Here is a 12,920-nt window from a genome sequence, read left to right as displayed (position 1 = left end):
CTGGCGGGACAGACCGGTTGCAATATTTACGTTACGTAGTGTAATGATAATCGGGTGTCCGTCGAGGGATCGGGAGTCCGGGGTCGCCCCCGTGATCCGCGTGCCGACCGGGACATCATGTCCGCCACCCGCGAACTGCTCGCCGCCGACGGATACGAACAGATCAGCATCGAGTCGATCGCCAAGGCGGCCGGTGTCAGCAGACCCACCGTGTACCGGCGGTGGCCGTCGAAGGCCCACCTGGTCTTCGACGCAGCGTTCGGCCATCCGGGAGACGACGAACTTCCGGCGCAGTCGGGCGATTTCGACACCGACCTACGCACCTTCGTCAGCGCTGCGCTGACCTTCTGGCGGGACCCCGTGGTAGAGGCCGCCGCGCTCGGCATCCTCGCCGAACGGCGCCGTGACCCCGAATTGCACATCCGCACACAGCAACTGCTCGACGAACGGACCGTCGCGCACTTCCGGTCCCTGGTGCGCAGCGGCATCGATCAGGGTGTCGTCGACCCGGCTGTCGACGTCGACGCCTTCTACCAGCTCGTCATCGGCACGACGTTCTACCAGGCGCAGGTGGTCATGGACGCCGCGTCGAACACCGCACAACTCGCAGAACGACTGTGCTCCCTGGTGATCCAGGGTGTCCTCGCAGTCCCGAACCGGAGGAAGGCAAACCGATGACCGAGACGACAGAGCTGTCGCGGGCGTTCAACGAACTGCTCGACGAGGTCCGCGCCTTCGAGCAGAAGGTGCTGTCCACGCAGCCGGCGCTGGACGAACCCGACCTGCTCGACGCCTATCGGCTGACGTTCAGCCTGCTGCGTATCACCGTCGACGCCTACGTATGGGGAGACCGGGACAACCCGATTCTGGTCGACGTCATCGGCCCGTACCTGAAGTGGGGTGGCGACAACTCCGACGCCTACTACCAGCTCGCCCCGCTGGACCCGAACCGGAACTACCGGGTCACCGGAAACCGCGGCGACGCAGTCTATTTGTCGATGACCGTCTACGGGGGCCCCGGCAACGGTCAGTACAGCAACCGGATCGTCGGGACGATGAACGACCGCAACCTGGAGTTCGACAGTGCCGGCAACTTCGAGTTCATGCTCGGCCCGCAAGCCGGGGACGGGGCGTGGCTCCAGCTCGATCCCGACGCCGAGTTCGCGCTCACCCGCGACTACCTCAACGAGCCGGCAACCGGCCGCCGCCCGGTGTGGAAGCTCGAGGCAGTCGACCCGCCAGCCCGCCGCCGCGACAGCGCCGAGGATCTCACCCGCAGGCTGCAGTCCGCCAGAACCTGGCTGCGGGAACAAGTCTCGTTCCTCCCGACCCGGATCGACCCACCCAACGAGATCATGGAACCGTTCCCGGTGCCCGAGAACGCCTACGGCTGGTCGGCCGCCGACGCCGCCTACGCCATGGGCGCCTTCGAATTGACGTCCGATCAGGCCCTGGTGGTGACCGGCACGTCACCGCAGTGTGTGTTCTGGAACCTGTGCCTGTGGAATCCCTTCCTGCACACCTACGATCACACCTACGAACGTGTCACGATCAACGGCTCTCAGATCACCTACGAACCGGACGGCTCGTGGAAGATCGTGATCAGCGACCGCGATCCGGGCCACCCCAATTGGGTGTCCACCGCGGGACGGCGCAAGGGTCTGATTTGGCTGCGCTGGTTCCTGCCGGAGGAAACACCGAGTCGACCGCAGTGCCGTGTCGTCGGCCCGGCGGAACTCACCGAAGCGGTGAGCGGGTGAGCACCGATACCGCGCGGCCTGCGCCGGTTCGGCTCACCGATCTGACCGATCCGGTGTACCCGGAAGCCGCGACGCCGATCCGCGACGGGCTGGCTGCCTACGGGGCCGTGCTGGACCTGAGCCCTCAAGCGCTGCGGGCCGCGGCGGTCGAGCGCACCGGCCTCGACGACTGGGGTGATCCCGGGTTCGGCGAGCGCCTCGAGGTGCTGTGTGCCTCACTGCGCGACGAAGCCGGGCTCAGCGATTCCGGCAGAGCCATCGCCTTCGAACAACTGGTCGGCAACCTGGTCAACAGGCTCCGGCTGGAAGCGCTGGTGAGAAGGCATCCCGAGATCGAGGATGTCCGGATCGAACGTCCGATCATCATCTGCGGTCTGCCGCGCACCGGGACCACCCACCTGCACAACCTGCTGGCCGCCGATCCGTCCCTGCGGTATCTGCCGTACTGGGAGAGCCTGGAACCGTTTCCCGCACCTGAGGACGGTGACCCCGAGCCGCGTCGCCAACGGTGCGCGGCGGGACTGGAACTGGTGCACACCTCGATGCCGGAGTTCCGCCGCATGCACGACATGACCGTCGAGCACGCGCATGAAGAGATCCAGCTGCTGGCCAACGACATCTCCGGAATGTTGTTCGAAACCACCTATCACGTACCGAGTTTCGCGGCGCACTACAAGGCGCACGATCAGCGACCGTCCTACGGCTACCTCAAGCGCACCCTGCAGGCGATGCAATGGTTGCGTGGTGGCACCCGATGGGTGCTTAAGTCGCCACAGCATCTCGAGCAGTTCCCGGTCCTGGCCGCGACCTTCCCCGACGCGACTTTTGTGCTGACCCATCGTGATCCGGTCGAGGTGACCACGTCGATGCTGACCATGCTCTGCTACGCCACCCGGATGGCGGTCACCCATCCGGACCCGGCGAAGATCACCCGCTACTGGCTCGACCGCATCGACGATCTCCTCAACGGCTGTGTACGCGACCGCGACGTGCTGCCGGCAGGGCAGTCGATCGACATCGGGTTCGACGAGTTCATGGCCGACGAGAAGGCGACGATCCAGGCCATCTACGAGCGCGCGGACCAGCCGTTCGACTCCGGGGTGCAGGCAGCGATGCACCGGTTCCTCGCCGAGCATCCGCGTGGCCGCTATGGCGGGGTGATCTACGACCCCGCGGCGCTCGGCCTCGACCTCGGGGAGGTCGCCGAACGGTTCCGTGCCTACAGCGAGCGCTTCGTCGCCGATGATCCGGTGCCCCGGCGCTAACTGCGCAGCGTGAAACCCGCGTCGAGCGGCCAGGACGTGCCTGTGATGAAGTTCGCCGCGTCCGACACCAGCCACCCGACCGCTCCCGCGATCTGCTCCGGCTGCAGCAGGGCGATCGGCAGCGCGTTCTGCTGGCTGGCGAGCCACTCATCGCCGGCCGCGGCCAGCCCCATGGTGGCCTCGTTGATGATCATGTCGGTGGCCACCCCGCTGGGATGGATGGTGTTGACCCGGATCGAATGCGGCGCAAGCGATGACGCCCAGCCCTGCATGAGCGCCACCAGGGCACGCTTGGAGGCACTGTAGGCCTGGATGCCCGGCCGGTCGGTCCCCGACGCCTTGATCCCCTGGGTGGAGCTGGCCAGCACGATGGACCCGCCGCGGCCGCCCGCGATCATCGCCGGGATCGCGGCGTCGACGGTGTTCCACACGCCGATCAGGTTGACCTCGACGACGTCGCGGAACGTCTGTCGCCGGTCGTCGCTGTCGGTCACCCGGATGATGCCCGCGTTGGCGACCACGACGTCGAGGCGGCCGAACTCCCGGACGGCGTCGGCGACCACCGCGTCCACCGATGCGGGATCGCGGACGTCGGCCTGGCGCGCCAGGATCCGACGTCCCTGGCCCTCGACGAGTTCCACCGTGGTGGCCAGGTCGTCCGGGGTCGAGCCCGGATAGTCGGTGGAGTCGAACTCGGCGCAGATGTCGAGGGCGACGATGTCGGCACCGTCACCGGCGAGCCGGACGGCGTGCGCCCGGCCCATGCCGCGTGCGGCACCGGTGATGAACGCGACCTTCCCATCGAGGGATCCCATCGTCATTCCTTCGGGAAGTTGACGTTCTTGGTGACGGCTTCCCATTCGTCGATGGACGCCGAGAACGCGGCGAGTTTGTCCCGCACCGCCTTGAGTACGTCACGGCCGAGCAACAGACGCAGCGGTGGCTCGTTCAGAGTGGTCACCATCAACACCGCCTCCGCCACCTTGCGAGGGTCCCCGGGGAGGTGGTTCGCGAACTCCTTGATCATGGTCTTGCGGGCGCCGACGTTGTCGTCGTAATCGCTGATCGGCGTCGATGATTCCCACATCGAGCGCGCTGCCCAGTCGGTGCGGAACGCACCTGGTTCGATGGCCGTCACCTTGATGCCGAAGGGCTTGACCTCCTGGGCCAACGCCTCGGTCAGCGCCTCGAGCGCGAACTTTGTCGACGAGTAGTACGCGTTCGGGGGGTTGGCCACCAGACCGGTCATTGACGAGATGTTGACGATGTGTCCGCTGCGGCGGGCGCGCATCGCGGGCAGCACCGCCTTGATCGTGTCCACCACGCCGAAGTAGTTGGTGTCGAACAGTTTCCGGACCGCTTCGTCCTCGCCCTCCTCGATCGCGGACAGGTAGCCGTTGCCCGCGTTGTTGACCAGCACATCGATGCCGCCGAAGATTTCGTCGGCGGTGTGCACCGCGTTGGCGATCTGGTCCTTGTCCGTCACGTCGAGAGCCACGGCAACCGCGCGGTCACCGTAGTCGGCGGTGAAGTCGGCGACCGTCTCGGTCCGGCGCGCCGTCACAACCACCGAGTGCCCGGCTTCCAGTGCCGCGCGGGCGATCTCCCGCCCGATTCCGGTGGAGCACCCGGTGATCAGCCAGCAGCCCATGTCAGTTCGTCCCTTCCGGTAGCCGGCGCAGATACGACGCCCGGCGTTCGGCCAGTTCGGTCGCCCGCTGCTGCGCTGAGACCCGGCGCAGTCCCGGCACCTGCCGCTCGAGGTCGTCGAGTGCGACCACCCGTCCGCGTGCGCCGAGATCCTGCGTCGGCCCGTCCGGGCCGAACTCGGCCATCCGGAGCGTCAGGATCGCCTCGTTGAGGCCGTCCGAGTCGATCCAGTTCGCGACGCCGGGATCGGTGGGGGAGATGACGTAGGTGTAGGTGCCTTCCTCGTTGGGCACCGACTGGGCCTTGTTCAGACTGCCGGTGCGGTCGACGATGTCGAGGGTGGTGCCCCAGATGTTGCTCAGCGGAACCGTGAAGTACTCGGCTCCACCGTCACTGACATCGACGACGAAGGCCTCGCCGGGGTTCAGGTCGAACCTGCCCATCACGTACACCTGGTTACGCATCGCCCCGACCTTGTCGGCCGACCAGGCGAGGTTGAAGTTGTTGGGCGCCATCTTGTAGATGCCGTGGCTGAGCTTTCCGGTGAAGTTCGCGAAGTAGGCCATCATGTCCGCGGTGGCCTCGGCCTGCTCGTCGAGGGTGCGGGCCGGGGCCGACGGTTCGCCGCCGAGTCGTTGCACCGAGAGGTGGTTGGGGTCGTCGCGGTCCCAGTTCAGCAGCACGTCACGGATGTAGAACTCGTGTGCTTCAGGCGTGGACTGCACATGGTTGGGCCGGCCACCGGCCGGGTCCGAGTCCACCGGGATCACAAAAGATCCGTCGGATTCGACGTCCATGGTGCGGCCGTTGAGCACCGCGACGGTGCCCATGTGGGCGTCCCACAACGTGAAGTAGTTCTCCGTCAACCGATTCTCGCCGACACGGCCGCGAATTTCATAACGCTCCTCGCCGGAGATCGGGATCACCCGGTACACGCTGTCGGGATTGTCGATGCCCCAACGTGATCCGGGGACCGGTCGGCCGTCGACCGGGTGGCCCAGACGGGTGATGCAGCTGACCTTCGGCCGGAGCTTGTCCTGATTCGACGACCACACGGCCGCGGAGAACATCACCTCGGCGAACGCATCGTCGAAGACAGAACGCATCGCGGCGGAGGCTTTGGCCCGTCCGAGCCAGGTGTCGGCGACCCGGCGGTAGGCCGCCTTGACGACGGGGTGCGACGTGAGCTCCAGCGCCGCGAGTTCCTGTTCGTGCTGTGACGCGGTAGCCACCGGGTCGCCCGGGTACTCAGACATCAGGTCCTCCTCGAAGTATTTGCAGCGGAACGGAATCGGGAGTTGTATGCGGCGAACCGATCGTCTATCAGGCCGTTGCTCAGGCCGTAGTCGGACGCGGTGTAGGACGGGCGCGCCACCTCGCGCGGCCGTACGTCGAGCCAGCGGCGCATCGCCGCCTCGGCATGCGCTGTCAACGGAACCCCGATCGCGTCGTACACGCGGGCCACCGCAGCGATCGGATCGACGACCGCGTCGGCGAACTCGACGTCGGTACACCGCGCGGACTCGTCGGACCAGCCAGCCCGGGTCGCCATGGCGCGGTCGTTGGTCCACCCCATGCGGGCCAGCCATTCGGCGCCCACGCGGTGGCGGTCGACGTGGTCGGAGTGCATGGCGTGCAGGGTCGCGTTGAGACTGGCGCCCGACGGGATCGTCTCGCGTGGATCGCGGTGCATGTGCACGATGTGCAGGTCCGAGAAGTGAGCCCGCAGCACATCGAGGTAGCCCAGGTGGGCGGGGGACTTGAGCACCCACCGCTGCGCCGAATGCCCCTGCCGGCGCTTCTGCCACTGCAGGAACTGCAGCATCCGGTGCAGATACGCTTAGGCCGGCGTGAAGTCCTGAGTGTCGATCCAGGCCCGGTATGCGGGTACGTGGGCCCCGGATTCGGGGACGTGGGACAGGAACGCGTCGGACAGGAAGACGATCTCCTCTTCGGGTTCGCGGGCGTACATCGGGTGGATGGCGAACAGTTCCGGAGCCAGCTCCCGCGACGTCGCTTCGCGCTTCTCGCTGATCGCGATGCGAGGGTCCTCGTCGGCCGTCGACCACTGGTGGTCGAGTTTCGGTGCGACCTCCACCACCTCCCACCCGTACGCGCAGTGGAAGCGGTCGTCAGCGGCCAGCAACCGTTGCAGCAGCGTGGTTCCGCTGCGCATCATGCCGACCACCACGATGGGTGCGACGATGCTCTCCCGGGTGATCTCGGGATGGCGGCGGATCCATTCCTGGGCGCGCAACCGCATCCGCAGGCTGTGCACCAGACCGGAGCGCAGGATGTGCACGCCGATGTCGTTCAGGTCGGCGGCGGCATACGCGGTGTCGTAGCTGTCGGTCAGCACCGCCAGCGGCTCCTCGAACGGCAGCGGGCCCCAGTCCTGCAGCCCCTCTTTGTGCTGTGCGGTCGTCGCGAGCTGAGTCGGATCGAAGGGCGTCGGCACCGCGGTCAGAACTTCAGGTGGTGGCTGGTGTCTCCGACCTGATCGACGAACATGATCCGGGTGTCGAACCACCACTGGCCGTCGATGCGGTGGAAGGTGTCGCGGTAGTGGCCCGTCACGATGATCTGCAGCGGCAGGTCCGGGGTCGCCTGGGTGACGCAGTAGTACGCGCCGCCCTCGGCGGTGCCGGCCGCGTCGTCGACGACGATCCGGACATTGCTCGTCAGGTGCCTGGTCTTCGGGGTGCCGTCCTCGTAGAGGCGGGTCGCCATCTCGTACATCTTCCGGACCCCGCTCACACCGGTGAAGACCGTTTCCGGCGGGCCGTCCTCCATCCCGGCGATGCGTCCGTGCGCGAACAGGGCCGCGACCCCGTCCAAGTCCCCAGCGTCGAGACGCTCGGCGTAGGTGTAGACCAGGTTCTCGATTTCGCGGGCGCTGTCACTCATGGCCGCAGCCCGCTCAGCGATGATTCCAGGTGATCCGCGGTGACCTGAGTTGTTGTCATTTCTCGGTAGACAACCAGCCGGGATGTGTCATGTCAACGATCTCACCGGCTAATCTCGCTGCGTGACTTCGGACTGGTCGCCGAGCCGACTCGGCAATCTCAGCGGCAAGCGCATCATCGTGACGGGTGCGACCAACGGCGTAGGACTGGCGACGGCACGCGCTCTCGCCCGTGCCGGCGCCCACGTGATCCTGGCGGTTCGCAACCTGGACCTGGGCGCGCAGCGCGCCGCCGAGATGGGAGGCGACACCGAGGTGGTGAAACTCGACCTCGCCGACCAGTCGTCGGTTCGCGCATTCCCGGGCCTGTTCGACGGCGACGTCGACATCCTGATCAACAACGCCGGGTTGGTCGCGCAGACCCGGACCGAGACCGTCGACGGTTTCGAGGTCACCCTCGGCACCAACTTCCTGGGCCCGTTCGCGTTGACCAACCTGCTGTTCGACCGGGTGGGTTCGCAGATCATCAACGTGGGGTCCGACGCTCACAAGCGGGCGCACCTCGCGCTCGACGACCCGCACCTGCGCACCCGCGAATGGTCGTCGTTTCCGGCCTACGCCCGGTCGAAACTGGCAGTCATGCTGTGGGGTCTGGAGCTCGACCGGCGGCTGCGCGAAGCGGGATCACCGGTCACCGCCCAGCTGACCCACCCGGGGTGGGTCTCCTCCAACCTGACCAACATCTCCGACACCCGGGTGATGTCGGCCGTCCACTCGGCCGCCCAGGCCGTCGCCAACAGGATCGGCAACGACATCGACGCCGGCGCAGCACCCACGCTGTACTGCATCTCGGAGCCGATCCCGCCGGGCAGCTACGTGGGCATCAACGGCAGGTTCGGGTTCAAGGGCGGCCCGACTCTGAGCGGGCGCACGCCGAACGCCTGCGACTACGACGCGGCCAGGGCGCTGTGGGAGTTCGCCGAGGCTGAAACCGGCACCACGCTGCGCCTTTAGGCGGTGGGCGCTACTTGACCCACTTCCACGGCTTGTCCCAGTGTCCCGGTGGCACGCCGATGATCTGACCGAGGTGACCGGGCGGGACATTGACGATCTGTCCGACGTGGCCGGGTGGCGGCGGCTTCGGCGCCCACCAACGGTCGTCTGCGGCGGCGCTGCCTGCGAACCCCAGGCCGGCCGATCCGAGACCTGCGGTGATCGCGGCGGCGGCAAGAACTCTCTTCACCTGCATCGTGCACTCCTCTGCCTGATTATCTGGATGCTCGTTGCGGTCCTTCATCCGTTGTATCGCATCCGCCGCGATACCCGTTAACGTCCGGCCCGACTCAGACGGTGACGACTTCGTAGTCGCCGAGCTGACCCATCAGCACATGCAGCTGGTCCTGCGACGACCCGAGGGTGTGCTCGATCGCGGTGAGCCGCGCGGCGTAGTGCCCGACGGGGTATTCGGCGGTCACCCCGATACCGCCGTGCAACTGGATGGCCTCCTGGCTGATGTGGCGCCCTGAGCGGCCGATCTGCAGCTTGGCCCGTGCCGCGATGGTCTCGTCGAGGTCACCGTCCGCAATCGACATCGCCGCGTACAACGTCATGCTGCGGGCGAGTTCGAGGGAGACGTACATGTCGGCCGCGCGCTGGGTGAGGGTCTGGAACTTGCTCAGCGTGACGCCGAACTGCTTGCGCTGGGTCAGATACTCCGTCGTCAGGCGCAGGGCTTCCTCCATCGCGCCGAGCGCCTCGGCGCACAGTGCCGACGAGATCCGCACCATCGCGCGGCCGATGGCGGCGCCGGCGTCGGCCGGCTCGCCGAGGGGTTCGGCGGCGACCTCGTCGAGGTCGATCTGCGCGCCGCGCTGACCGTCGAAGGTGCGGTACGGCCGCCGCGTCACGGCCGCGGCATCGACCAGGAACAAACCGGTGCCGCCGTCGGGTAGGGCGGCGCTGACCACCAGGGTGTCAGCACAGTCCCCGGCCAACACCGGATTCTTGCGCCCGCTTAGCGTCCACGAATCGCCTTCTCGGGCAGCGCTTGTCGTCAATGTCCCGGTGGGCAGCCGCATTCCGGGTTCCGAATGCGCGAACGCCAGCAGCCGCTCACCCGCGGCGACCTCGTCGAGCAGCGCGCGCTGTTGCGCGGTGCCCACGTCGGCGATCAGGCTGCCCGGTCCCAGCGCCGCGTGCACCACCGGCTCGGGCGCCAGGCGTCGACCGATCTCGGTGGCCACCACCTGAACCTCGATTTGACCACCGGCGTCCTCTTCGAATCCCAGTCCGAGGATGCCGATCTCGGCCAGCTGGGTCCACACGTCGCGGCTCCAGCCCAGGTCGCTGTCGAGGACCTTGAGCCTGCTCTCGGGGTCGTAGGTGCGCGACAGCACGTTTCTGGTGGTGTCGCGCAGCAGGACCTGCTCTTCACTGAGTTGAAAGTCCATGGTCTACCTCACAATCCGAGAATGGTCGACGCGATGATGGTGCGCTGCACTTCGTTGCTGCCGCCGTAGATCGAGGTCTTGCGGTAGTTCAGGTAGCGCGGCGCGCTGTGTTGCGCCCACTGCGGGGAGGCGACGCCGTCGGCGTCGTAGGGCAACGCGTCGGGCCCGGCGACCTCCAACAGCAGCTCGGTCGCCAGCTGCTGCAACTGGCTGCCGCGCAGCTTCAGCACCGACGACGCGGGGTTCGCCTTGCCGCCCTGTGAGCCCGAGGCGACCCGCATCTGGGTCAGTTCCAGCGCGAGGATGTCGTTCTCGGCTTCTGCCAGTCGTGCGGCGAACAGTGGGTCGTCGATCAGGCCGTTCGACTGTGCCCGCGCCTTGATCTCGGCGAGGCGGAGCTTGGTGCGGCCCACCTGGGCGATGCCGTTGCGCTCGTTGCCCAGTAGGAACTTCGCGTAGGTCCAGCCCTGATTCTCTTCGCCGACGAGTTGGTCGGCGGGCACTCGGACGTCTTCGAAGAAGACCTCGTTGACCTCATAGCTGCCGTCGATCAGTTTGATCGGCCGCAACGTGATGCCCGGCGCGTTCATGTCGATGAGCAGGAAGGAGATGCCCGCCTGCTTCTTCGGCGCGTCGGGGTCCGTGCGGACCAGGCAGAAGATCCAGTCGGCGTACTGGCCCAGCGTCGTCCACGTCTTCTGGCCGTTGACGACGTAGCTGTCACCGTCGCGCAATGCCGTGGTCCGCAGCGAGGCCAGGTCCGAGCCGGCCTCGGGCTCGGAGAATCCCTGGCACCACCAGATGTCCAGCGCGGCGGTGGGCGGCAGGAAGCGTTCCTTGACCTCCTGGGAGCCGAACTCGGCGATCACCGGTCCCACCATGTTCGCGTTGAAGGTCAGCGGTTCGGGGACGCTGGCCAGCTGCATCTCGTCGAGCCAGATCTGCTGCTGGGTCGCGGTCCAGTCCTTGCCGCCCCATTCGACCGGCCAGTTGGGTACCGCCAGGCCGTTGTCGTTGAGGATCTTGTGCGTGGTGACGATGTCCTCGCGATTGGCCTCCGCGGCGATGCGGGTCCGCTCGCGGATCTCGGCCGGGATCTCGGTGCGATAGAAGTTGCGAAGCTCGTCGCGGAAGGCGGCTTCCTCGGGTGTCAGCGCCAACTGCATGGCAGCCTCCTGCTCGAATGGGTTCCTCTCTGCAGACTAACCACCTGGTTGGTCGGTAGAGCCAGTGGGCAGCTTGACTTGCGAAAACGCTCCGTCGTCTGGTCGTGGCTACTTAGACTGGCCGAGGTTCGCTGATCGGAGGCACGATGAAGTATGGGATCGGCGGCGTGGCCGCCATCGGACTCGCGGTTGGCAGCGTCGCCCTGGCCACACCGGCCAATGCCGATCTCGCACCCGGTGTCTACCTGTACAGAAGTGTCATGGCCAACGGCGTCGTCACGGACAACACGCTGCGGGTCGACAGTTGCGGTCCCGGCTGTATCAACCTGTTCAATGTCACGCTCAACAGAGACCAGGGCCAGGCAAGGGTTCAGGGGTCGCAGTACGTCCTCGACCAGTTCGTGCCGGCCGGGGCATCATGCCCGGACGGGCGTGCCGTCGACATCGTCGCGAGGTACACGTTCAATCTAGACGGCACGAACGGCGTGTACACGCTCAACGGGCCAAACCCGTGCGGGGGCGGCGGGCCGGTCGGGGCCACCGCCTTCACCCTCACGCCAGCCTGATGAAGTCCGCAGCGATCCTTCGCAGCCCGACGCCCGCATGCTCTGAGAATCCGCCGAGTGTGAGCCCGGCACCCCCCTGAGTATCTAGCGGTCTCGATCACTGCGGGTTGGTGGCCAGGTACTCCTCGACGGGGATGGGGGCGTCTGCGGCATAGCCGACGGGTAGGACGACGTCACCGGCGGTGGTTCGGTAGTACACGTCCCACAGGTGGTACGCGGTGAATGCCTCAGGGGCGGAAGCGATCACCGCCGCATAGTCCTTGATCGCACGGACGTACTGCTGCGAGTTGTTGTAGCGGTACAGGGCGAAGTCCGGGTCGCCGACGAAGCCGTTGGCGGCGAGGTAGCGGCCGGCCGCCATGATGCTGTCGCGTGGTGAATGGATATCGCCGCCATTGCCGAACGCGGCGAACGTCGACGGCATGAACTGCATCGGTCCCTGCGCCCCGGCGGTGCTCACGCCCTCGATGCGGCCGAACGCGGTCTCGACCAAGTTGATCGCGGCCAGATAGTTCCAGCCGACACCGGTCGCCGACTCGGCCTGTCGGTAGTGGTCGAGAAGCTCGTGCGCCGGTGGCGGCGGTTTGATCCGCCACGCAGGCACGGTTGGCTGTGGGTTCTTGATCATCGACGCGAGTTGCCTGCGGGCTTCGACGTTGCGGTCGTAGACCTCGAGCAGTGGCGGTGGGATCCGCGGGCGGGCGATCGGATCCCATTCGGGGTGCCGTCCGATGGCGCGATAGGCGACCTGCTGACGGCGCGCCGCCGTCTGCATCACGGCCGGTGACGACGCCGGGTCGCGCAGCGCCAGTTCGTCGGCCACGAGGTCGTCGACCAACTGCGCCGGGTCGGACGCCAGCCGCGGCTGCGCGGGTTCGGGCGACGACGGGACCGGGCCGGGTGGCGGAGGAGCGGGCGCCCGGGCATTGGCGCTGGACTGGGGCGGGGCGGTCGGCGGCGCGGCGGTCTCAGCGCAGCCTGTCAGCGTCAGCGCGACCGCGAGGAGCAGTGCCGCGCGTGTCGGCATGGTCCTGGCTGGCATAGCCGCCTCTCCTGACGCGCTGGCGTCGCCGACCGTCCGGATCGGCGGCCAGAGTGAACAGATTCTACAAACCCTGGATTCCGTATCGGGGCCTGGAACACACCGGCTGGATCCAC

At 67.1% G+C, this 12,920-nt stretch carries 13 protein-coding genes and 1 pseudogene; 5 read left to right on the top strand and 9 right to left on the bottom strand.

Annotated elements, in window-relative coordinates; genetic code table 11:
- The first annotated feature begins 54 nt into the window (after positions 1 to 54).
- Genes G6N53_RS24805 through G6N53_RS24795 form a run of 3 tightly spaced genes read left to right on the top strand, consistent with a single transcriptional unit; the run spans position 55 to position 3,025 of the window.
- The gene (locus G6N53_RS24805; RefSeq protein ID WP_237166630.1) at positions 55 to 678 is read left to right on the top strand and encodes a TetR/AcrR family transcriptional regulator; all 624 of its coding nucleotides are present in this window, start codon (positions 55 to 57) and stop codon (positions 676 to 678) included.
- Positions 675 to 1,760, top strand: a complete 1,086-nt coding sequence (locus tag G6N53_RS24800) for a DUF1214 domain-containing protein (RefSeq protein ID WP_163893530.1) — start codon at positions 675 to 677, stop codon at positions 1,758 to 1,760. Before G6N53_RS24805 ends, G6N53_RS24800 begins: the two co-directional genes overlap by 4 nt.
- Entirely contained in the window at positions 1,757 to 3,025 is a 1,269-nt protein-coding gene (locus G6N53_RS24795; protein ID WP_163893528.1) for a sulfotransferase family protein, read from the top strand. The genes G6N53_RS24800 and G6N53_RS24795 overlap by 4 nt, the downstream gene beginning before the upstream one ends.
- On the opposite strand, the gene G6N53_RS24790 is transcribed toward G6N53_RS24795, so the two are convergent.
- From G6N53_RS24790 to G6N53_RS24770, 5 genes and pseudogenes are all read right to left on the bottom strand, one after another.
- Entirely contained in the window at positions 3,022 to 3,840 is an 819-nt protein-coding gene (locus G6N53_RS24790; RefSeq protein ID WP_163893526.1) for a mycofactocin-coupled SDR family oxidoreductase, read from the bottom strand. The genes G6N53_RS24795 and G6N53_RS24790 overlap by 4 nt on opposite strands.
- A gap of 2 nt (positions 3,841 to 3,842) precedes the next feature.
- The gene (locus G6N53_RS24785; RefSeq protein WP_163893524.1) at positions 3,843 to 4,676 is read right to left on the bottom strand and encodes an oxidoreductase; all 834 of its coding nucleotides are present in this window, start codon (positions 4,674 to 4,676) and stop codon (positions 3,843 to 3,845) included.
- A 1-nt stretch (position 4,677) separates the two neighbouring features.
- Positions 4,678 to 5,931 carry a hypothetical protein gene (locus tag G6N53_RS24780; protein ID WP_163893522.1) on the bottom strand — a complete coding sequence of 418 codons (1,254 nt, stop codon included), beginning with the start codon at positions 5,929 to 5,931 and terminating at the stop codon, positions 4,678 to 4,680.
- Positions 5,931 to 6,938, bottom strand: a pseudogene (locus tag G6N53_RS24775) (sulfotransferase family protein). Before G6N53_RS24775 ends, G6N53_RS24780 begins: the two are co-directional and overlap by 1 nt.
- A 200-nt stretch (positions 6,939 to 7,138) precedes the next feature.
- Positions 7,139 to 7,582, bottom strand: coding sequence for a nuclear transport factor 2 family protein (locus G6N53_RS24770; RefSeq protein ID WP_163893520.1), 444 nt, complete (start codon positions 7,580 to 7,582; stop codon positions 7,139 to 7,141).
- Between the two features lie 121 nt (positions 7,583 to 7,703).
- Between G6N53_RS24770 and G6N53_RS24765 the strand changes: the two genes are divergently transcribed.
- On the top strand, positions 7,704 to 8,594 hold the full coding sequence (locus tag G6N53_RS24765) for an SDR family NAD(P)-dependent oxidoreductase (protein ID WP_163893518.1): 891 nt from the start codon (positions 7,704 to 7,706) through the stop codon (positions 8,592 to 8,594).
- A gap of 10 nt (positions 8,595 to 8,604) precedes the next feature.
- Here the strand turns inward: G6N53_RS24765 and G6N53_RS24760 are convergent, their stop codons facing one another.
- The 3 genes from G6N53_RS24760 to G6N53_RS24750 form a co-directional block, all read right to left on the bottom strand.
- Positions 8,605 to 8,829: a hypothetical protein gene (locus G6N53_RS24760; protein ID WP_163893516.1), complete on the bottom strand. Its 225-nt coding sequence runs from the start codon at positions 8,827 to 8,829 to the stop codon at positions 8,605 to 8,607.
- A 94-nt stretch (positions 8,830 to 8,923) separates the two neighbouring features.
- Positions 8,924 to 10,030, bottom strand: coding sequence for an acyl-CoA dehydrogenase family protein (locus G6N53_RS24755; RefSeq protein WP_163893514.1), 1,107 nt, complete (start codon positions 10,028 to 10,030; stop codon positions 8,924 to 8,926).
- An 8-nt stretch (positions 10,031 to 10,038) separates the two neighbouring features.
- A complete protein-coding gene (locus G6N53_RS24750) occupies positions 10,039 to 11,196 on the bottom strand; it encodes an acyl-CoA dehydrogenase family protein (RefSeq protein ID WP_163893511.1) in 1,158 nt (385 codons plus the stop codon).
- Between the two features lie 167 nt (positions 11,197 to 11,363).
- Between G6N53_RS24750 and G6N53_RS24745 the strand changes: the two genes are divergently transcribed.
- Positions 11,364 to 11,762, top strand: a complete 399-nt coding sequence (locus G6N53_RS24745) for a hypothetical protein (protein WP_163893509.1) — start codon at positions 11,364 to 11,366, stop codon at positions 11,760 to 11,762.
- Between the two features lie 97 nt (positions 11,763 to 11,859).
- Here G6N53_RS24745 and G6N53_RS24740 read toward each other — a convergent pair whose 3' ends face one another.
- Positions 11,860 to 12,804: a lytic transglycosylase domain-containing protein gene (locus tag G6N53_RS24740; RefSeq protein ID WP_237166629.1), complete on the bottom strand. Its 945-nt coding sequence runs from the start codon at positions 12,802 to 12,804 to the stop codon at positions 11,860 to 11,862.
- Between the last annotated feature and the right edge of the window lie 116 nt (positions 12,805 to 12,920).

Origin of the sequence: Mycolicibacterium hippocampi (assembly GCF_010723735.1) — a bacterium.
Classification (GTDB): domain Bacteria; phylum Actinomycetota; class Actinomycetes; order Mycobacteriales; family Mycobacteriaceae; genus Mycobacterium; species Mycobacterium hippocampi.
Note: the sequence above shows the minus strand (reverse complement) of the source record. Positions and strands in the feature narration are given on the sequence as shown.